Here is a 22885-nt window from a genome sequence, read left to right on the forward strand (position 1 = left end):
TAGTTTGAACTTTATAAAAATCATAAAATTCGATTTTATGAATATTATCAAAAATCCAATGCTGCTCATAGTCAATACCATATTTCCGTTTATCTTAATTGGGGTAATGGGACTTGTAACATCAGGCAGTTTTGGAGCAGGCAATGTGAGTTCTTTCGACTACAATGGGATCACAATGATGATTTTTGTGGCATTCCTGATAGCAATGACAGCATCAAATACATTTATGGAAGAAAAAGTAAAGAGAGGAAATACCCGGATTATTTATGCACCGGTTTCCAAAGTGAAAATATATCTGTCAAAAATGATTTCTACTTATATTCTGGGCAGTATTTCATACAGTTTCATTTGTTTTCTCGGGCAGTTTATCTTCCATATAAATTTTGGAGGAAAAAACCTGGTCTATATTATGCTGCTGATTAATTTTGCTGCACTATTTGGAACTGCTTTCGGCATTATGTGCTGTTGTCTTCTAAAAAGTGAAGAGGGAGCAAATTCCGTGATACCCCTTGTTATACTGGTATTCGTCTTTTTTGGAGGCATATTTTTTCCTACAGTGAGCTTTGGCAGAATGGTGGAAATGATATCTGTTATTTCACCGGTAAGATGGGTAACAGAATGTGCTTTTCAGATAATCTATGACCAGAATTTTCATCTGTTTCTTCCTGTAATGGGTATGATGCTGTTGCTGTCAGCCATATGTATTGCAATCTGCCAGATTACATTTAAACCGGAGGACTATGTAGCATGAATTGTATAAATTTAATTAAAAACAACTTTAAACGTATTCTTACACATAAAGAGATTCTGGCAGTTGCCATAATTATTGTACCGGTTTTCATAGGAATTGCTGTGATATTTTCTGAAAGGGCTGAAATGAAATTATCCGTTGCCTTGGTTGGTGATATAAGTGGGATATCCCGGGAAATATCGGAAAATAACAAATATAAAATAGATGTTGTGAAAGAGAGGCCCCCTGAATCTGCCCTGCTTATGGGGACATATGCAGCTGTCATCGAGCAAAATAAGGATGGAACTTATCGGGTTGAAACCATCAAAAGTAAAAAAGAACAATCTGCAATGGAAAACTATTTCAATACCGGCAAAATGGAAATAGAAAACAAAAGGGGTGCAGGAACGAATATACTGGGATATATTTTCATGATTATGATTATGCAGGCGGTAGCTTTAACGATACTATATCCGGAAGACCGAATTAAGAAAACATTTCGCAGGATTATGACAGCGCCTGTAAGTGAAAAACAATATCTTTTCTCACAGGGTATTTTAACAGTTCTGTTCCTTTTCATACCAACATATGTTGCAATTGTTATTGCAAATGCCGGCTTTGGAATAAATCTTGGTTATAGCCTTGGAATGATGGCGTTATTACTTGGGATTCTTACAGTTTTTTCAACATCATTTGCCCTGTTCATTTCTTCGCTGATTGAAAGGAATACTTCGCTGGCAGCTAGTGGTATTGCGGTAATTACCTGTATATTAGCCGGCTGTTTTATATCATTTTCGGATAACAACACTCTGCTAGACAATGTATTAAATCTCATACCGCAAAAGGCATACATGAATATGATTCAGGGAATTGCTGGTGGTGGGAAATTCTTTAATTACATGGATCAAGTTATCTACTTAATGATCTGGATTGTTGGATTCTGGGTGATTGGAGGAGTGATTACGAGCCATAAAGTAAAGAAAGGGATTTATTAATTTAGAAATGCAAAATGCAATAAAATGTGTTTGGTGAGGCAGGGCCGATAACCTATGAAATATATATGGTTATCGGCTTTTTATATGCAAAAGCCAAATATCTTCCCACCGTCAGAGATATCTGACCATCATGGTGCTACAATCACATCAACTTCATTTTTAACCAAAGTATGATAAAAGTCCTGGGATATACCCGAATCTGTAATGAGGGTGTATCCCTTTTTCAGCTGGCAGAGCTGCACAAAGGTTTTTTTCATAAATTTAGTGGAATCGGCAACTACAATAATATGGCGGCTGGATTCCAGAACGGCAGTAAAAGTTCCGGCCTCTATATAATTGTAGTTATAAATATAACCGTTTTCATCGATGGCAGCAGCGCTGATAAAGGCATAATCAAATGAAAAGCTGCGAATCATATTTTCAGCAACATGCCCCACTGCATTCAGGGAAGGGAGAATTAACTGGCCTCCGATAGAAATTACTGTGTAGTCCGGGTGGCTTGCCAATACCTGGGATACGCTTACGTTGTCTGTAACCAGGGTAGTATTACTTAACGGATAATTGATTTGCAGTGCCATACTGTACAAAGTTGTACCGGAGGCAATATATACTGCATTACAGGTGGGAAGTATGCTGGCTTTTTGCAGGTATTCTGCTGCAGCCAGTCCTAAACTCATTTTAATCTGCTGGTTTACATTGAGCCGTGTTTGAAATGGAGCGGCATTTACAGAGGAGGTTATTTCCTGTATCAGGGTGGCGCCTCCGTAATGCCGGATTACAGACTTGTTATTTTCCAGTGTCTGCAGATCTCTTCGGATGGTCATATCTGAAACACCGAATTTCTCACATAAGTCAACAACATTTGCGACACCGCCATGAGTACGCATATATTCAATAATTTGATCTGTTCGTTTGATTTTCATATAATTTTATGTTCCTTTCAAAAAGAATCAAACACAAATAAAACATAGTTACCTTATGTTTGTTTATTCTATTATATAGTTTAGTAGAAAAAATTACAATAGGATTCTTGGAATAAAATGTTTGTTTGTGTACAAGTGTGAGTGATATCAGAAAAAATGTTCAATACCATAATAAATGATATATGAATTAAACAAACAAATTACTAAAAAAGACAATAAATTATAAAATACATCAAAAACATCTTGACAAAACGAATAGGATATGATTATATGTAACTATAAACAAAACAAACACAATAAACAAATAATAAACATTGAATAAACAACGAGGAAGAGAAAATGGATAAACAGTATATTATCAGCGTTGATCTGGGGACGTCCAGCTGCAAGACGGCTTTATTTAATGGCGAAGGTGTAATGGTTGGCATAGCGTCCAGAGAACATAAAACATTTTTTGGAGAGAACGGTGCTGCAGAGCAGGATCCCAATGAGTGGTGGAGGGGTGCCTGTGAAACAATCCGGGAAGTATTATGGAAAGCCGGGATCAGCAGCCAGCAGATTGCTGTGGTGGGAATCGACAGCCAGAGCAGTGCCATGATACCAATAGGAAGAGACGGAGAAATACTTCACAATGCAATGATCTGGACAGATCGCCGTGCCGTTATGGAAAAGAAATGGATCGATATCAACGTGGGGCAGGAAATCCTCACGCAGATAAATGGTAACCGCAATGATGAATCCAATATAGCACCTAAGCTGAAGTGGTTTAAGAACAATTGTCCAAAGCATTATCGGCATACCTATAAGATATTAAATGCTGCAGGATTTCTTGCCTATAAGCTGACCGGAATATTTTCCTGCAATCTTTCGGAAGGAGGATTGACCCAGCTGTTTGATGTTGAGAAGGGGGAGTGGTCCGGGGAATTGGTGAAAGCCTGTGAACTGGATATGGATAAACTGCCCTTGATTTACCAGTGCTTTGATGTGGTGGGAAATATTACTGCACAGGCTGGTGATAACACTGGTCTGCTTATGGGAACTCCGGTAGTGGCAGGTGCCATGGATGCAGTCTCCTGCGGTCTTGGATGCGGAATTACAAAAGAAGGCGATGCTTTTATTACCGGGGGTACTGTCACCGCCCTTGGAGTATGTACTAACAGGCCGGTTAGAAGTGGTTCCCTCCATGTATATCACCATATTGTTCCGGGGACATGGTGCAATATGGCGGGGGTTGATTTTGGAGGAGGAAATTACAGGTGGTTCCGGGATAAATTCATGCAGGAATTTAATTCGGATTCTGTTTATGAAGAAATGAACCGCATGGCTGAAAAGGTGAAGGCAGGTGCCGATAAACTTTTATTCCTTCCTACCTTAGTGGGACAACGATGTCCTCAATGGGATGGTAGTATGAAAGGCGTCTTTTTTGGAATATCCCCAAATCATGGGAGAGAACATTTTTTAAGGGCAATTATGGAAGGGAACGCTTTGACAGTGAGGGAGATCATGGAATTACTTGGCAAAGAAGGTGCCGTAGCCAAAAAACTTCGAATAGCTGGCGGAATAGCAAAGAGTAATATCTGGATGAAGATATTTGCAGAAGTACTTGCAAGACCCTTGTATCTGGCAGAGTGCGAAGAGGCTACTGCAATGGGAAATATGATAAATGCAGCATATGGAGCGGGAATTCTGAATTCGTTTCAGGACGGAAAAAAATATCTGAAGTTTGAACCGGTATCCGTGGAGGAAGCAAACGCTGAAAAGTATGACCGTCTGTATGGAATATATACAAAGCTATATCCCGCAATGGAAGAGCAGTTCAGAGAACTGGCAGCTTTACAGTTATAAATAAAAGAGCTGCTAAAATAATCAGATAATGCATAACAAGGAGGAACAAAAATGACACCCAGAGAAAGAGTGCAGTGTATTTTGGAACACAGGAGACCGGACCGTGTAGCAATTGATATCGGTTCAACCGCATCGGGTATGACCAATCCCACCTTCAGGCGGGTAAAGGAATATTTCCAGGTGGAAAGCGAGGATCTTGTGATTCGGCCGGATGAGAGTTCTGCATTGTATAATGATGAACTGATGGAAAAGATGGGAGGAGATTTTCGCCATGTTTTCTTGCTGCCGCCCGATGGATATGAGCCGGTATACGATGAGGAAGGTGTGATCACAAATGAATTCGGCATTAAGAAAAAGCTGGTCAACGGCCTGTCCCAGGGGCACAGCAGTCCCCTGGAGGATGCAGAAATAGAAGATATTGATACCTATCCCTGGCCGGATCCTTATGCTCCCGGACGTGCGAGGGGGATGAGGGAAAGAGCAGAATACCTGTATTATCACACTGATTATGCAATTGCATCCAGAGCAGTATCACATGGATTTTTTGAACTTGCCTGGGAATTGAGGGGAATGGAAAATATGCTGGTTGATATGCTGGTGGATAAGGAATTTGCCAACAGACTGCTGGATAAAACACTGGAAATTCAGATGGGGCTGTATGATGTTCTGTTAACGGCATGTGGCGAGTACATACAGATTGTGGAGACGGGGGATGATTATGGGACACAGAGGGGACCTATTATATCTCCGGAGTTATTTAATGAAATGATCGTTCCCAGGCGTAAAAAATTAAATGATTTTATTAAATCAAAAGCACCCCGGGTAAAGATATTCCATCACACCTGCGGATCTGTCTATAAAATATTGGACGGAATAATTGCTACGGGAGTTGACATATTAAATCCCATTCAGCCAAGTGCAGACGATATGGATACGTTCCGGCTCCAAAAGGAGTTTGGAAATAAGCTGATCTTCCATGGCGGCATTGATGAGCAGACGGCGCTGATCGGCTCCCTGGAAACGTTGAAGCAGGAAATGGAGGTGAGAGTGCAGTCCCTGGGAAAAGAAGGCGGATATATTATGGCGCCTACCAGTAATTTCATGGATGATATGCCATTGGAAAATATTGTAAATTTTGCACGGTTGGCGAAAGAAATCGGAGTGTATGTCTAGAGCCTTTTGGCGCACAGCTGACAAAAAAGCAATTGTCAGACACGCTGGGGAGCCTGTTTGAAAAATAAGCACAAGCGGAAAAGGGAATTCATGTGTGGGAAGTTGCGGTAAAATCATATGTTAATGAAAATAAGCGGAGGTATTGGTATGTTGAAGAAAATATTAAGTTCGGTGTTATGTTTCACAATGGTAATAACAATGGCAGGATGTGGCAGCAATGGGAAGGGTGAAGAAACAAAAGCGGCAACAGCAGCGGCTGCAGGACAGGAAGTGGAGGATGTACAGGAAACATCGGATATTAAAGTCGGTTTTGCAATAAAGACACAGGATTCCCCCTATTTCGTCAGCCTGGTGGAGGCTGTAAAAAAACTGTCCCAGGAAAAGGGATGGAAGTGTACCGTTCTGGATGCGAACAGTGATACTAGCAAAGAAGCTGAAAATTTAGAGACTTTTATTACTCAGGGGATGGATCTGATTTTTCTGGACAGTGTGGAGCCGGATGCCTGCATTCCAAGTATCAATGCAGCTGCAGAAGCAGATATACCGGTCATTAATCTGGACAGCGGAGTGGGAGAGTGTAATCAATGTACTACCATATACTCTGATAATAAGCAGAATGGACGGCTGGTCGGAAAAGCATATGGTGAACAGTTCGACAAAGACAAGGAAATTATTGCAGTACTTCTGAGTGCACTGAAAGGAAATGTGGCATGTATGGAAAGAAGGCTGGGATTATTCTGTGGAATCATCGAAAGCAGAGCAGGATACAGTGAAGAGGAAGCGTGGAAAGCGGCGCAGGAATTTGAAGATGATTTAATGAAAAATGGAAAAGCATCCAATGAGAAGGCCAGATTTACGCTGCGCGGACAAGGCTGGGGTGCAGGAACAAGAGAAGAAGGATTAACTGCGGCGGAAGATTTAATAACAGCAAATAAAGATTTAAACTGTATGCTGGGTGAAAATGACCAGATGCTGTTCGGCGGAATGGAAGCACTGGAAAATGCAGGTATCACAGGGGTGGATATGGTTGCAGCAGCAGATGGTGCAAAGGAAGCTTATGATCTGATAAAGGAAGGAAAATATTTTGGCACAGGAGAAAATTCTCCATATAAAGTTGCAGAAAAAGGCATAGAAGTTGCCAAAGAGATTCTGGTGGATAAGAAGGATTGGAAGAGCTATGAAGATGTTATTTTGACGGAGGCAGTTGCGGTGACAAAAGAAAACGTCGATGAACATTATCAATTCGGATTTTAGATTGCCGGAATATGGAGGGGCGCTATGCAGGATGAATACAGACTTGAGATGAAAAATATAACCAAGCATTTCGGAGGCGTTAAGGCACTGACCGGTGTTTCGCTAAAAGTTCAGAAAGGAGAGGTACATGCTCTGATTGGAGAGAACGGGGCAGGCAAGTCAACTCTGATGAAGGTTTTATCCGGCGCGTATCAGAAGGATGACGGGGAAATTCTGGTCGATGGTGTCCGGATCAAAATAAACGGTCCGAAAGATGCGAAAGAGCATGGAATTGCAGTTATTTACCAGGAATTTATGCTGGCACCGGATCTGACAGTGGCGGAAAACATCTTTATTGATAAATTGTCCGCAGGAAAGCTGACCATTAATTGGAGAAAATTAAAGTCCGACGCTAAGAAACAGTTAGAAAAACTGGGATTCGGGGAAATAGATCCCGGTGTGAGGGTAGGTACCCTGAGTGTGGCATATCAGCAGGTGGTAGAGATTTGCAAATGCCTCACACGCAATGCCAGGGTATTGGTGTTGGATGAACCAACTGCAGTTTTGACTTTTTCCGAGATCGAAAAATTATTTGAAGTAATCCGGAAATTAAAATCGGAAGGAACCAGTATCATTTATATCTCCCATCGTTTGGAAGAGATATTTCAACTAAGCGATCATATCACGATCCTAAAGGATGGCACCTACGTGGGTACGGTGCCAACTGATTCCATTGATAAACAAAAGCTGGTCAATATGATGGTGGGCAGGGATCTGACCCAGTTATTTCCCGGGCGGCATGCAGTGATTGGAAAAGAAGTGCTCCGGGTGGAAAGACTGAATGCCGGTGAGCTGGTCAATAACGTAAGTTTCTATGTGAAATCTGGAGAAATACTGGGATTCAGCGGCCTTGTGGGATCAGGCAGAACGGAAACAATGCGGGCCATTTTTGGAGCCGACCGGAAAGATTCCGGAAATATAATCTACTTTGGGAAAAAAGTGAATTTTAGAGATCCGAAAGAAGCGATCAAAAGCGGGTTTGGTCTGCTTCCGGAGGATCGGAAAAAGCAGGGACTTCTATTGGAACAGAGTATCCGTGTGAATACCACACTGGCTGCAATTGGGAAAATCACAAATAGATTTGGTGTAATCAATCATAAGAAAGAGAAAAAATATGTCTGTGAGTTACTGACCGGACTGGCAACAAAATATGGCTCTGCCGAGGACAATGCAAATAGCCTGAGCGGCGGGAACCAGCAAAAAATAGCTCTTGCCAAATGGCTGGCGGCAGACTGTAAATGTATCGTCTTTGATGAACCGACCAGGGGCGTAGACATTGGCGCCAAGATAGAAATTTATAAGATAATGAATACACTTGCGGAAAATGGCGTGGCAGTCATTATGATTTCATCAGAAATGCCGGAGATTATCGGCATGTGCGACAGAGCCATGATTATGTTTCAGGGCAGGATTACCGGGGAACTGAGTAAGGAAGAGCTGGCAGAAAGTAATCTAATTAAATATGCTATGGGGGTATAAGCGGATGCAGCAGGAGAAAAAGAAGCGCCGGATACGGCAGCTATTCATTCAAAATAATACATATATTATCTTTATCATTTTATTTATTGTCTGTTGTCTGCTGTCGGAAAACTTTCTGACAGTAATGAACCTGAGAAATATTGCTTTGCAGCAGGCAGCACCGATCTGTGTGGCAATCGGCATGCTGTTTGTAATCTTAACCGGAGGAATCGATTTATCGGTAGGCTCTGTTATGGCTTTCGGTGCAGCCCTGACAGCCATACTGATCAGAGATTTTTCCATGAATTTATTCCTGGCAATTCTCATATCACTGGCGGCTGGGCTGCTCATGGGAACTTTTATCGGTGTACTGGTTGCTTATACGAAGATGCAGGGATTCGTGGCATCTCTTGCAATGATGACAATAGCCCGTGGGATGGCATTTGTACTTACTAATGGCACTCCAATCAAATTAGAAAAGGGGTATCTGGATCTGCTGGTGAAAAAAGAACTGTTTTATCCTATTATTATAATTACAGTGCTTATAGTGGTGATTTTCTGGTTCATACAGAAATATACGGCATTTGGACGTATTGTAATAGCTGTGGGAAGCAATGAGACCACGGTTGAACTGGCTGGAATACGAGTGAAACGTTATCTGATTTCTGTCTATGCAATCTCCGGTGTACTGGCTGCCCTGGCAGGAATTTTTGTGGCATCAAGAAGCTCTACCGGCAGTGCCTCCGTGGGAATGGGGCAGGAGCTGGATGCCATTACGGCATGTGTAATCGGCGGAGCAAGTCTGGCGGGCGGAAACGGATTTGTAATAAAGACTGTAGTGGGAGCCTTGGTATTGGCGCTCATTGGAAATATTATGAATCTTATGGCGGTTCCGTCTTATCCACAGGATATTATTAAAGGATTTATAATTATTGCAGCTGTGCTGCTTCAGATTGTAACGGAGCGTTCGGAAAAGACAGTATAAGTTACAGTGGCAATCCTGCTTCTTATCCTTTCTTCTTTATCAGGAATTGCTTGTGCTGCACGGTATGTCCGATTAAACCGATGCAAAAAACCAGAGCAGACAGTTTATGTATTATTTTGAATATCAGCAGACCTGCTGACATATGGGATGCAATTCCTGAAATCAATATGAATACGAATGAAAGTATTAAAATTTGATCTACTAATCTGGGGTTTGGCGGCATATACCTGTATTTTTTCCATTTCGCATACAGGTGAACAGAGGAGATGACAACTAACAGAAAACCAATGAGAGTATGCACAGCGTTTCCTGTAATCTTTACGAAAAATAGTGCAGCACATAAAATAACAGAAATTATCATAAAAGTAAATTCTTTGTGTTTAATCATTTGCATTTTCCTTTTTTGTTTTATAGTGTTTTACATTCTGACATAGCATCGTTCGTTTGCGGTTGTGGGGCCCGGCAGAGAACGGTTATATGATCTTGGACATACAGAAGAGAATTATGAAAGTTAGGTGCGTCTAACCAGTGTATCATACTATAAAATTTTGGAAATGCCAAGAGGAAAGCAGTTAATAAGAAATATTCTCATTAGCTGCCTGGGAAATGGAAGCTGGAGATTATTTTACAGGCGCATATGAGTTCTGTAGGCGGTGTTTATCAGCCGTTAACTTCTGCGCTGCTTAAGGCGGGTGGCATGCTGCTGCCGGTTATAGTCTCCATTATCTATTTGCTGTTGTATCAGAAAGAGAAGCAAAATGTGTTTTATAAGATTTTTTCTTTTATGTTTATAATAGGGGCTACTTTCTCCGCTGCAGCATGGATTTTAGTACCGCTGCTTTATTTGAATGGAAAAGCACCGGTAGGTGATGATGTGACACAGTTTCTGGATGTTTCCGGGATGAATCCCGTTGTTGTAATTATTTTGGCGGGGCTGGTTATATGCTTTAATATATTGCTTGCATGGCGTAAGGGGGTTATACAAAATTATTGGAAAGTTTTTAATGAGAAAAAATGAAGTTGGTGGAATACCTGCACTTTGGGAATTTAGTTAATGGCTATTCACCCATGCAGCAAATTCTTTCATAAAAGGCTCTGGGGAAATAAAATAGCTATTGTGGACATCATTGATCTCAACGAGTTTTTTCTCACAGGTTAATGCATCAAAGTACTGATCGAAATAATCGCAAGAAAAATATCGGTCATGTAATGTTTTAAACACCAGAGTCGGACAGGCAAGGGGCACTTTTAATAAGCTTTCTTTTCCAACCATACACTCCAGCATTCGGAGCAGTGTATTTATTTTCATGATGAAAAAGTTGGCATCCCGTAAGCGGAAGGATTTATAAAACTCATTATCTAATTCAGCATGATAACCCTTTGCTGGCGGTGGGGTAAAGGTAATTGCCAAAGTTGGTTTTATCCTGATTAATAGACGGCAAACTTGAATTAACGGTTTTGCAAGGAACTTCGGAAGTCCTAAAGGAGCTATGTCTCCGTAAATTCCACAAGCAAATTGCGCAAAGCTCTTGAACTTACAGCCTGTTCCCAAATAATATTGTGCCATAATGCCGCCAATGCCCGTATAACCCAATAAATGAATATCGCCCGAATATTTTCCAGATACATACTCATACACGGCATCTAAATTTGCAACCATGTTAGGAAGTGTAAAATCTTTTGTCGTACCACTGCACTCTCCTTCGCCCGGTACATAATCCACAGCAAATACATTGAAACCATAAATGCTGCCAAGCTGTTCATAACATTCATAACAATTTTTTACAGCAATTACAGGTGTGTGTAAAACAATTATATTTTTACTGGCTGCTTCTGCATGATAATAAAAAATATGTACCCGTTCAGAATAGCCTGAAATATAAGTGTCATTCCAGCCAGCTTGTTTAATCGCTTCTTCATTTAATGGTTTAATTAGCATTCTCTCTCCTCCTGTATTAGATGCTCTGACAATGCCTTTAATACAATCTTCATCAACTCAATATCTTGTGTTTCATGTTTAAGATAAGATAATTGAATAAACTGCATCTGCAAGATTTTAGTTGTGATTTCTAAGCTATATCGATACATAAAACCCGAGTTTTCTAACATGGATATTAATTCCAAGTCTCTATCATTATTCTCATCTATACACGATTTTGGTGCTTTTGCTACAATTCGTTCCCATAACTGTGCATCAATGTTCATAATAAGTGGATTTTCAATAAACTTTTCCATTACATAGCATAACATACGGTAAAAAGTTTCAGCATTATGACAACTTTTATGTTCTTCCAGCATTGAAAGCAGGAATTCAAAAATATTAGCTTGTAAACGATTATTTATCACCATATATAGATGTTCTTTATTGTCAAAAAAATGGTAGAAGGTTCCTTTTGCTATTCCGGCTGCTAAAGAGATATCTTCTGCTGTTACTGCGTAGAATCCTTTTTCATTAAATAACGTTTTGCCTTTTTCCAAAAGCAGGGAGAAAATCTTTTCACGTTCTGTCGCTGTAAATTTAGGCATATACACTCCTTTATATGACTTATTTTTTGTTTAAGGTCATATAAATAATAGCATATTATTTCTAATCAGTCAATACAAATCATCTTACAGTCCACGAAAACAATTCTTCTGGATCTTCCGAACCACTCACTGAAATGATTGCACAACCACTTTTTCTATGCTAAAATGAAAATAATATTTTCAGGCGAAATAACTCGAAATATCTCTGTAATCCTAACCGTATAAACCGGCGGTTTATCAGGCAGTGTGACGTTAAGTTTTACGGCATTTCTTCGGTCATGCCATAGGTGTTCAGACAATTTAGCAAGTGAAAAATTATAATAAAGGAAATATTTGTTTATGGAAAGAGGAAATGATATGAAAGAACAAATTTCTGCACGGCAGACAGTCCGGCTATTTTGCAGTTCTTGGTTTGAACAGCGGGACGCAGCGCTGGCCACGGAATTCCTGGCGGATGATATCCAATTTATCGGTACGGGGGAGAAAGAGTTTGCCTTGGGGAAGACGGATATGGCGAATTATGTTCTTACTGATATCCGGGAAATTCCGGAACCGTTTGAAATGGAACTGACGGTTATCCACGAGCAGGTTTTTAACGATGCAATTTATATTATGACTGCTGAGTTTACACTCAGAAATTCCGTGTATGCCTGGCGCCTGCACGGCTTTTTTGCACTGTGCAGGCAGAGTAACAGATGGCTGGTATGCAGCCTGCACTTTGCTGAACCTGGCAGCAGCCAAAGGGGCGGGGAGCACTATCCGCAAACGTTGGTTCTGGAAAATGTGATGAAGCAGCGGCAGGCACTTCTAAATGATTCCCTGGCAGGCGGAATGATGGGCGGTTATATTGAACCGGGATTTCCTTTTTATTTTATTAATCGCCGGATGCTGGAATATCTGGGCTATGATAGTGAAGCAGAGTTTATTTCGGATATTGGCGGAATGATAACCCAATGTATGCATCCGGATGACAGGGAACGGGTGGATCATGAGGTGGATGTCCAGATAGAGGAAAAAGGAGAATATGTCGTAGAATACCGGATGAAGAAAAAAGATGGTACTTACATCTGGGTTCATGATACAGGGCTTAAGATGACTGCAGAGAACAACAAGCCTGCCATCACCTCAGTTTGTATTGATATTACAGCTCAAAAGCAGGCACAGGAAGAAGTGCTTCATATCTATAATAACATACCCGGTGCAGTGTTTCGCTGCCGATTTGATGCTGATTTTTCTGTAATCGATGCAAATGACGGGCTGTTTGAATTTATTGGCTATTCCCGTGAAGAATTTTCAGCAATGGGCAACAAAATGTCATCTGTAATTTATCCGGAGGATCTGTCAGTTATGGCGCAGCGGCTGAAAGTACAGCTGGCGGATGGAAATACCATACAGAATGAGAACCGGTTGATCTGTAAAGACGGGACGGTAAAGTGGATTTCGATTAAAGCCCAACTTCTTACAGAAGAGGATAATGAGAAGTATTTCTATTGTGTTTTTGTTGATATTACGGAAGAAAAACTGCTGCAGCAGAGGGAGAGGGAGCTGTACGAAAAGGAACTGGAGTATTTTGCAGAGTTGTCTTCCGCAGGAGGAAGTATTCAGGGACGGATTAATGTCACGAAGGATAAGCTGGAAAGTTATGCAGCCTCTTCGAATATAGCAATTGCACATGTAGGGAATACCTATGAAGAGACTGTCGAGAGTATAGCAGCTTCTGCTGTAGACAGGGATTATGGGCAAAAGATCCGCAATACCCTGAGCAGGGAGAAGCTGTTGGCTGACCATGCTGCCGGTAAAGTAGATTATCACTTTGATTTCTTATGCAGGAGTGAAGGCGGAGAAACTTTTTGGGGCAGTATGAGTTTCCGTTCTTCGCTGAACCCTGAAACGGGGGACGTGATCGTTTTTTTCTATATGTTTGACGTTACGGAGCAGAAATTGCAGGAACAGCTGCTAAATAGAATCACAGAACTGGATTATGATATTATTATGGAAATTGATATACAGCAGGATTCCCAACGTCTGTTTTCTTTTAGCAGCAGCCAGAAGAATATCTTTCCGTGTCAGGATGGTTTTCAGCAGGAAATACGTGTCATTGCCGACCAGTTTATGGATGAACCGTCAAAGAAAGAATTTCTTGCTAAGCTGGATTACGGATATATGAAAAAGACATTGGTGAAGCAGGATAATTATACTTTTATTGTGGAGATGAAAGATGAATTTGGTATGGTTCATGTCAAACGCTTCCAGATATTCTATATCAGCCAGGATCTGGGACGGGTCTGTGTAACGTGTAATGATGCCACGGATGTTGTACGGCAGGAACAGAAACAAAAAGAGGAGCTGTCGGCGGCTCTTGTTGCCGCGGAGCAGGCCAATGCTGCAAAATCGGACTTTCTTTCCCGTATGAGCCACGAGATCCGTACACCGATGAATGCAATTATCGGCATGAGCGCAATCGCTGCCCGTTCTATTGGTGATGATGAACAGGTTGCGGACTGTATTTCTAAGATTGGTATTTCCTCCCGATTCCTGCTTGCACTGATTAATGATATTCTGGATATGAGCCGGATCGAGAGCGGTAAGATGCTGCTGAAAAAAGAGAAGATACCTGTGGAGGAATTTTTAACCGGGATTAACTCTATCTGCTATTCCCAGGCGGCAGCCAAAGGGGTGGAATATGAGTGTATTGTGGATCCTGTACTGGATGATTATTACATAGGCGATGCGATGAAGCTGCAGCAGGTCCTTATTAATATTTTAAGCAATGCGATTAAATTTACAAAGGAAGGCGGAAAGGTCACTTTTTCCGCAGCGCAGCAGAGGAAGACGAAAAATGATGCCGTTCTTCGTTTTATCATCAATGATACCGGCGTGGGGATGAGCGAAGGGTATCTGGTACATATTTTTGAGCCATTTTCTCAGGAAAGCTCCGGAACTACTGCTTTGTATGGAGGAACCGGGCTGGGTCTGGCTATTTCCAAAAACATAGTGGATATGATGGATGGAAAAATAACTGTCAGGTCGATAAAAGGAATCGGCTCAGAGTTTACCGTGGATGTGAAGCTGGGTATTACGGAGGAGGAAAAGCTTCGTCACAACCAGAAGAAAACAAATCACAATTTTTCACATTTGAAAACACTGGTGGTGGATGATGATGTAGCTGTCTGTGAAAGTACCATCAATACGCTTCAGGAGATAGGTATCAGGGCGGAATGGGTAGACAGCGGCCGTAAGGCAATTGACCGGGTCAAGGACCTGTGGGAAAAATCCCAATACTATGACATGATTCTCATTGACTGGAAAATGCCGGAAATGGACGGTATTGAGACTGCCCGGCGTATCCGTGCGATTGTAGGCCCGGAAGTTACGATCATTATTATGACGGCATATGACTGGATTTCGATTGAAAATGAGGCAAAGCTTGCGGGGGTAAATTTACTGATGAGCAAGCCGATGTTTAAATCTACTTTGGTCTCCGCATTCACAAGAGCTTTGGGAGAGCAGGAAGAACAGGCTCAGCAGACGGAGGTGATCAATTACGATTTCACCGGCAACCGTGTGCTGCTGGTGGAAGATAATATGATTAATACGGAGGTGGCTGCCATGCTGCTGGAGGATAAGGGATTTGTTGTGGACACGGCGGAACACGGACTGCGGGCTATAGAATTATTCAGCAAATCAGAGCCGGGATATTATAATGCCATCCTAATGGACATCCGGATGCCTCTGATGGACGGATTGACTGCGGCGAACAATATCCGTCATCTTAGTAATGTGGATGCTAAGACCATTCCCATTATTGCCATGACTGCCAATGCCTTTGATGACGACATCGAAAAAAGCAAGGCGGCGGGGATGAATGCCCATCTGGCAAAACCCATTGAACCAGACCGGCTGTATCAGACTCTATATGATTTCATCTATGGAAAGGAGGTCTGAGAGGATGGGGGAATTAAATAATGAGGAAGATGGGATAATGCAGGATATCTCTCTTTCAACGGAGCAGATGGAGGCCATATTGGACAATGCCCCGGTAGCTATATATGTAAGCGCAGCTGAGAATATGGAACTGCTCTATGCCAATCAGATAGTAAAGGATTTGATTTTTCAGTATCCTGGCATTGGTGGGATTACTTGTTATGAAGCGGCGGGTTATGACAGGCCATGCCCCTTTTGTCATGCAGGAGACATGAGCCGGACCGAGCTTTTTGTCCGTGAATTCCATCATCCCGGCAATAACCGGACCTACCAGCTCAGTGGGAAAATTATCGAATGGGGAGGCAAATCCGCTCATATCGAGTACATACTGGACATTACGGATAAAAAACGGGAAGAAAATCACTTCAAAGCGGTGAAAGAGGAGCTGCAGACAACATTCACAAGCATTCCCTGCGGCTTATGCGTTTATGAATTTGAAGCTGGTTGCATCTCTCCATTATTCCATAACTCTGCATTTTATGAAATTATGGGGTATTCAGAAGAACATATACGGTTATTGGAACAGAAGACAGATTTTCTGGGGGTTCATCCGGAAGATCTTGAGCTTTTACAGGGAAAAATCCAAAGAGCAATCCTAAGTAATGGATTCGTCCGTCAAACTTACCGGGTGTTCAATGACCGGCTGGGAGAATACCGCTGGATTCATCTTGAGGGAGCGGTAAAGGAACAGGCTGACGGAAAAAAATTATTATATGGCGTATACAGCGATGTAAGCGAACAGGTGCATCTGGAAAAGGAACTTGCCGGAGCCAATGAAAAGATGCAGGAAGCACAGCTGGAAATGGATCATCTGGTTAATTCCATACCAGGTGGGATTGCCAGTTATCTGGTAAAAGGAAAGCGTTTCATCCCAACATTTTTCTCGGATGGGGTAATGGCACTTTCCGGTCATTCACGGGAAGAGTATTCAGAGATGGCAAGGCATGATGTGTTTGACATTGTATACGAGCAGGACAGGGAGCGGGTTCTGGAAGCGGCGCAGGCAGCTCTTGCCAGCGGAGAAGTTCTGGATGTCTCCTATCGTATGCGTCATAAAGATGGCCGTCTGATTTGGATTCATCTCAATGGAAGACGTATGGGACCTCTGTCAGAGAACTCAAAATTTTATGCAGTTTTTACCGGCATGTCGGCAGAGACGCACCTGTTTCAGAATATTGCCAACGAAACCGCGGATGGAATTTATGTGATCGACAAGAGAAATTATGATCTGCTCTATGTCAATGAATCCAAGAGTCTTTTCAGCAAGAAAGTGGATTGTATCGGTCTTAAATGCTATGAAGCAATGCATGGCAAAAGCGCACCCTGCGAATTCTGCACATTGAAAAATAATAAGCCTGACGGGGAAGAACAGGAGATCATGTCTGATGAGTCAGACGCCTGTTACAGCATACGTTTTCGTGAAACGGAGTGGAATGGAATTCCGGCGTATGTCAATTATGTCAGGGATATTTCGGAAGAGGTTCGGATTCGAAAGGAAAAAGAACGTCTGGAGCAGTATTTTCAGACTTTAGTTAAAAATCTTCCGGGGGGAGTTTCGGTTGTCCGTTATGAGAAGGACAGGAAAATGGTTCCTGAGTTTTTATCTGATGGATTTGCAGAACTGACCGAAATGACCCTGGAAGATGCTTGGGAGCTATACGAGAAGGATGCTTTGGCGGGTGTACATCCGGATGATCAGGAAATGGTGAACCAGCAGCTGACAGCATATATTTCCAGCGGTGAGAACCAGTGTGAAATGGTATATCGTCTGAAAAAGGGCGACAATAGTTATGTATGGGTGAAAAATAATCTCTCCCTGATTCAGAATGAGAATGGAGAGAGCCGGGTTTATGCTGTCTATCATGATATGACCAGGGAATTAGGGGAACAGGAACAGCTCCGGGAGCAGTATAAGGATATGATTATACAGCATTATCGGATTCCGGTACCCAATGCACTGATTATCGGCCACTGCAATATCACGCGGAATAAGATTCTGGAAATAATTGATCTTACAGATTCAGACCTTTTAAAAACTCTTGGTACGGTACGGGAAGAGTTTTTTACCGGGATAGCAGGACTTGTTGTTGATGAAAAGGAAAGGCAGACATTTTTAAAGACCTATCTGAATGCGCCTGCGCTGGAGGCTTTTGAGAGAAATGACAGGGAACAGATCCTAAAGTGTTTTATAAAAATGCCGCGGGAAGATTTTGGACGTTATGTTCAATTTAAGGTAAATTTGGTGGAGGTGCCCGATACCGGGGATATCACCGGGATACTGACGGTAACGGATATTACGGAGCAGACCATATCTGACCGGATTCTGCACCAGCTTTCAGTCACCAACTATGACTTTGTCATAGATTTAAACCTTAAGCAGGATTCGTATACGGTTTTGACATTTAATGAGAATTCAGATTTTTTACCGGCAACCAAAGGCTGTCATTCGGAAAGGATTGCAGATATGCTTCGGTCTCCCATTGTGCCCAAGGACAGAGAACAGTATGCCAGGGCACTGACACCTGATGAAATTTACCGGAGGCTGACGGAGAAGAGTTCCTATACATTTGCTTTTTCTACAATTGATGAAAAAGGTGAAATCCGTACCAAAAATATGACCGTTTCCGCTGTAGATCTGCGACTTGGGAGGGTCTGTCTGGTACGTACAGACATTACGGAATCTGTGCGGGAGCAGCAGGGTCTGCTTAATATGATTGCCTATACTTTTGAACTGGCGGGATTTATTGATGTCAACACCAAACGACTTGTGACATATACCCGTCAGACCGTGTTGGAAAACCTGTCTCCATATATTGCAGATAATTATGATAATGCAAAAGCATTTGCAGACCATTATGGTACAGAGGAAGACCGGGCAGAAATATTGCAGCGGTTCTGTTTGGAGAACATGCTTCAGCGTCTGGAAGAAAAGCCGGAGGGTTATGACTTTGTCCTTCCTTACCAATCCAGGGATGGTTTGTTGTATAAGCAGATTAATGTACTGTGGGGAGATGTAAACCACAGTACGATCTGTATGGTTCGGGCGGATGTAACGGATATGCTGACGGCTGAAAGGCAGGCGAAAAAGACCCTGGAAAATGCGCTTACACTTGCAAAGGAAGCAAACCGTGCCAAGAGCGATTTCCTGTCTGCCATGAGTCACGATATTCGTACACCTATGAATGCGATCATGGGGATGACTACGCTGGCAACAGCCCATATTGAAGAACCGGAGCGGGTGAAGGACTGTCTGCAGAAGATTTCTATTTCTTCCAGGCATCTGCTTAGTCTGATCAACGATATTCTGGATATGAGCAAAATCGAGCGGTCTAATATCACGCTAAACCGCATGAAGATATCGATGTCTGAGCTGCTGGAGCAGCTGACGGCTATTGTGGCACCCCAGGTCACGGCGTCCGGACTGAAGTTTGAACTCCGGACGGAGGGGATCTGCCATGAATATTTCTATGGGGATTCTTTGCGTATCAATCAAATCTTCATCAATATTCTGGGCAATGCGATGAAGTTTACCCCGGAATGCGGTAAGGTTCAGTTTCTGGTGGAGGAAGTGCCTTCCGTCAAAGGCGGGCAATGGGTGCGTTACCGATTCTCGGTTCGTGATACGGGGATAGGGATGTCCAAAGAATTTCTCGGGCATATCTTTGAACCGTTTACACGCAGCAGTGCAGCAGTGAATGTGGAGGGAACAGGACTTGGTCTTAGTATTACCAAGGGATTAGTGGATCTGATGAATGGAGAGATATCTGTTGAGAGTGTGCTTAATCAGGGATCTACATTCCGTGTGGAACTGGAATGTGAGGCAGCGCAGGGTGAACCGGATATTTACGCAGAAGATGTCCGAAGGGTTAAATCAGCTGCTTCCCAGGATGAAATATTTGCAGGACGCCGCTTTCTGGTAGCAGAGGATAATGCCATTAATGCAGAAATTCTCTGTGAACTGCTTCAGATGCACGGAGCAGAATCGGTTGTGAAGATAGATGGGGCAGAAACAGTACTGGCATTCCAAAATACAGCCCCCAATACCTATGATGCAATTCTGATGGATGTCCGGATGCCCGGCATGAATGGATACGAGGCTACCCGGGCGATCCGTGCACTGGACAGAGAGGATGCAAAAAATATTGTTATTGTTGCGATGACCGCCAATGCTTTTGAGGAAGATATTCAGGAGGCGCTGGATTCCGGAATGGATGCGCATCTGGCGAAGCCTCTTGATTTTAAGGTGCTGCATGATATTTTGTGTAAATTGCTGAGAAGATAATGGAAGCATTTTAGCATTTTACCATAGAATGTCTTGGAAATTGGACCGCAAATTAATATTAACATTTTTAAGCTTGCGCTGGAATAAGGCCGCTGTACTTTCCTGTTGTTTGATGAGACATAAGGGAGTACAGCGGCTTTTTTATTTTTAGAAATGGGAACAGCTGTTAAAATACAGGAAAGCATAAAAAGAAGACATTTTTATAGTAAACTTGTATAATATTTTACTGCTTAATAGAAAGGCGAAAATAAAGAATGAAAAATACATTACTGTTAGTGGAAGATGAAATGCTTATTCAGGAGATGGTAGCGGACTTTTTTACCGTACAGGGATGGCAGACAGCATGTTTTGATAATGGCAGGGAAGCGCTTGCTTATCTGCAAAGGAATGAGGTTCAGATGGTGCTGCTGGATGTAATGATTCCTGGCATGAATGGATTTGAAGTCTGTAAGGAGATTCGGAAAAACATGGAGATTCCGGTGATTTTCCTGACTGCATTGGAGGCGGAAAATATGCAGTTAAGAGGATATGGTTGCGGTGCCGATGACTATATAACAAAGCCCTTTTCTCTTCCGGTACTTTTGGCGAAGGTACATGCATTGGCCCAGCGGACCAGTAAGGACAGGAAGGAGCGGGTATTACAGAAAGGCATCCTCACGCTTAATCCGGAACAGAGAAAAGTAACTGCATCAGGTCGGGAGTGTATCATGGCAGACAAAGAATATCAGCTCCTGCTGTATTTTATGGAGAACGAGAACCGGGTACTGTCCAGAGAACAGATTTTAAACCAGGTTTGGGGAGTGGATGCCGAGATTCTGGACCGGGTTGTGGATAAACATATCGTTAAGCTGCGCCAGGCTCTGGGAGATGCAGGCAGCTATATCCGAACGGTTTCAAAAGCAGGCTATTCTTTTCAGATTCAATAAGGGAGAAATATATGACCAAAAAGGAAAAATATCGTATTCTGCTTAAAACCGGAGGTTGTTTTTTACTTTTGTTTTTGCTTTGTGCATGTATCATAACTACCTACGATACTTTACGAAACAGGAAACTGGGACAGGAGGCATTTCAACAAAAGAAAAATTATATATATGAAAAATTAGTAAAAAGCAGCGAAGAGGATTTTCAGAAAATCGTTAACGAAGTGGGAGACAGTGCGAAAAGCAGTCTGAATGGAAACTTCCAGAACCAATATTACAGTTACCTGGTTTACAATGATAAGCAAGATTTACTGGCGGAAAGTAAAAATTATCTGAATGTTAAAATAGAGGATGGAGAAACGACTGAATCGAAGCTGATATTTCCGGAAGAGCTGTTTTCTATAGAGCAGAAAAATGTTTTTATAACGGCTATAAAAGAAAACAGCAGGAATAAATCGAAACCACCGAAATATCGTTTTCTCTGCAGTACCGATAGCAGGGATGGGCAAGTGTTTTTAACGGGTCTGTATGTTGAAAAATTAGAGTGGGTCAGTGGAGAACAGGGAGAGAAAGCACAGCAGGATCCCTGGTTATTAACCTCACGCTCATGGAAATCAGAGTATGATGGGAAGAATTATTGTCAGTCCGGCAGTGAAATTGTAATGGAATGGATTTCTCCAGAAATAAGCGCCATATCTGAAAACGGAAAATACAGAGAAATACAGATATTGGGATTTCCTTACTATCAGGATGGTTTTGAAGAGTGGAATTACTGGGAGCAGGAGGAATGGCTGCATAACAGGAAAGAAATTTCAATGAACACCGCATCCGGTCAGGAAAGGAATTGGGATAATGGGAAGACCCTGACCTCTGGATTTCTAACAACACAGATGGAGACCTGTATGAGGTTTTCGTTACTCAACAGCAGGTCGTATATCTGCCTTCAAATACGGGCAAGCGGAAGGCATTTGTATACATCTTTGGTAAATCTGAAGTGGGCTTATCTGGTCATGTTCTTTATTTTGGGCTTATGTGCGCTGTATCTGGCTTATGGCCAGATAAAAACAGAAGAAAAGCGGCAGCAGATGGAACAGGATCGTAAGGATTTTATCAATGGAATGACCCATGAACTGAAGACGCCGCTGGCAATTATACGGATGTGTGATGATAATCTGCGGATAAAAGAGCTGGAATATAAAAAGGAATATTATCTGGATATGATTAACCAGAAGACAGAAGAGATGGATACTATGATTCGCCAGATGATGACGTTGTCGCAGATAAATTCCATACATTTCATGCTTCAGCTGCAAAGGACAAATCTGGCGAAACTGGTAATGGAATCTCTGAACCGGATTGCCCCTCTGCTCTTGGAAAAAGACATCGATTTACAGATGGATATAGAACGGGTGGAAAAAGAAGTGAATCAGAATTATTTTGAACAACTGGTATCAAATCTGCTGTCTAATGCTGTTTCCTATGTGACACCTGGTGGTTATATTCGTATTATGCTGGATGAAGAAGAACTTTCAATTGAAAATGCAGGGGAACCTATTTCGGAAGATTGGAAGAGGGATATGTTTGAACTTTTTTCCAGTGGGAAACAGCTGTCCGGAGGCAGGGAGAAGCATCTGGGATATGGGCTGTATCTGGTTAAAAAGGTTGCAGGTCTGCATGGAATGAGATGCGAGGCTGAAAATACATCTGCCGGGAATTTATTTCGTATTCGATTTAAGGCAGAAGAATAAAAAGGGGATATTTTTCTGTTATG

Annotated in this window: 15 protein-coding genes; 12 read left to right on the forward strand and 3 right to left on the reverse strand. The window is 42.1% G+C overall.

The window, feature by feature from the left end; translation table 11 throughout:
- Positions 1-4 precede the first annotated feature (4 nt).
- Together RHS_RS03450 and RHS_RS03455 are read left to right on the forward strand one after the other, a co-directional pair.
- Positions 5-751, forward strand: coding sequence for an ABC transporter permease (locus RHS_RS03450; protein WP_047832315.1), 747 nt, complete (start codon positions 5-7; stop codon positions 749-751).
- On the forward strand, positions 748-1725 hold the full coding sequence (locus tag RHS_RS03455; protein WP_027292312.1) for an ABC transporter permease: 978 nt from the start codon (positions 748-750) through the stop codon (positions 1723-1725). The genes RHS_RS03450 and RHS_RS03455 overlap by 4 nt, the downstream gene beginning before the upstream one ends.
- Before the next feature lie 128 nt (positions 1726-1853).
- On the opposite strand, the gene RHS_RS03460 is transcribed toward RHS_RS03455, so the two are convergent.
- A complete protein-coding gene (locus RHS_RS03460; RefSeq protein WP_044297546.1) occupies positions 1854-2648 on the reverse strand; it encodes a DeoR/GlpR family DNA-binding transcription regulator in 795 nt (264 codons plus the stop codon).
- Between the two features lie 339 nt (positions 2649-2987).
- Between RHS_RS03460 and RHS_RS03465 the strand changes: the two genes are divergently transcribed.
- From RHS_RS03465 to RHS_RS03495, 6 genes are all read left to right on the forward strand, one after another.
- Complete coding sequence (locus RHS_RS03465) at positions 2988-4493, forward strand: FGGY-family carbohydrate kinase (protein ID WP_047832316.1); 1506 nt, start codon at positions 2988-2990, stop codon at positions 4491-4493.
- A gap of 51 nt (positions 4494-4544) precedes the next feature.
- Positions 4545-5666, forward strand: coding sequence for a uroporphyrinogen decarboxylase family protein (locus RHS_RS03470; RefSeq protein WP_044297544.1), 1122 nt, complete (start codon positions 4545-4547; stop codon positions 5664-5666).
- A gap of 147 nt (positions 5667-5813) precedes the next feature.
- Positions 5814-6920, forward strand: a complete 1107-nt coding sequence (locus RHS_RS03475) for a substrate-binding domain-containing protein (protein ID WP_047832317.1) — start codon at positions 5814-5816, stop codon at positions 6918-6920.
- 24 nt (positions 6921-6944) lie between these two features.
- Positions 6945-8438, forward strand: coding sequence for a sugar ABC transporter ATP-binding protein (locus RHS_RS03480; protein ID WP_047832318.1), 1494 nt, complete (start codon positions 6945-6947; stop codon positions 8436-8438).
- 4 nt (positions 8439-8442) lie between these two features.
- Positions 8443-9402, forward strand: a complete 960-nt coding sequence (locus RHS_RS03485) for an ABC transporter permease (protein ID WP_047832319.1) — start codon at positions 8443-8445, stop codon at positions 9400-9402.
- A gap of 637 nt (positions 9403-10039) precedes the next feature.
- Positions 10040-10420, forward strand: coding sequence for a hypothetical protein (locus RHS_RS03495; protein ID WP_047832321.1), 381 nt, complete (start codon positions 10040-10042; stop codon positions 10418-10420).
- 33 nt (positions 10421-10453) lie between these two features.
- Here RHS_RS03495 and RHS_RS30005 read toward each other — a convergent pair whose 3' ends face one another.
- Complete coding sequence (locus tag RHS_RS30005; protein WP_395021141.1) at positions 10454-11341, reverse strand: hypothetical protein; 888 nt, start codon at positions 11339-11341, stop codon at positions 10454-10456.
- Positions 11335-11928 (reverse strand): TetR/AcrR family transcriptional regulator, encoded by a 594-nt coding sequence (locus RHS_RS30010; RefSeq protein ID WP_070041922.1) that lies wholly within the window; start codon positions 11926-11928, stop codon positions 11335-11337. Before RHS_RS30010 ends, RHS_RS30005 begins: the two co-directional genes overlap by 7 nt.
- Positions 11929-12285: 357 nt before the next feature.
- Between RHS_RS30010 and RHS_RS03510 the strand changes: the two genes are divergently transcribed.
- The 4 genes from RHS_RS03510 (at position 12286) to RHS_RS03525 (ending at position 22862) form a co-directional block, all read left to right on the forward strand.
- The gene (locus RHS_RS03510) at positions 12286-15873 is read left to right on the forward strand and encodes a response regulator (protein ID WP_395021144.1); all 3588 of its coding nucleotides are present in this window, start codon (positions 12286-12288) and stop codon (positions 15871-15873) included.
- Positions 15874-15877: 4 nt separating this feature from the next.
- Positions 15878-20194, forward strand: coding sequence for a PAS domain-containing protein (locus RHS_RS03515; protein WP_395021146.1), 4317 nt, complete (start codon positions 15878-15880; stop codon positions 20192-20194).
- A gap of 254 nt (positions 20195-20448) precedes the next feature.
- Positions 20449-21120, forward strand: a complete 672-nt coding sequence (locus RHS_RS03520) for a response regulator transcription factor (RefSeq protein ID WP_047832323.1) — start codon at positions 20449-20451, stop codon at positions 21118-21120.
- 11 nt (positions 21121-21131) lie between these two features.
- Complete coding sequence (locus RHS_RS03525; protein ID WP_047832324.1) at positions 21132-22862, forward strand: sensor histidine kinase KdpD; 1731 nt, start codon at positions 21132-21134, stop codon at positions 22860-22862.
- Positions 22863-22885: the final 23 nt, after the last annotated feature.

It is taken from the genome of Robinsoniella sp. RHS (genome assembly GCF_001029355.1).
Taxonomy (GTDB): Bacteria; Bacillota; Clostridia; order Lachnospirales; family Lachnospiraceae; genus Robinsoniella; species Robinsoniella peoriensis.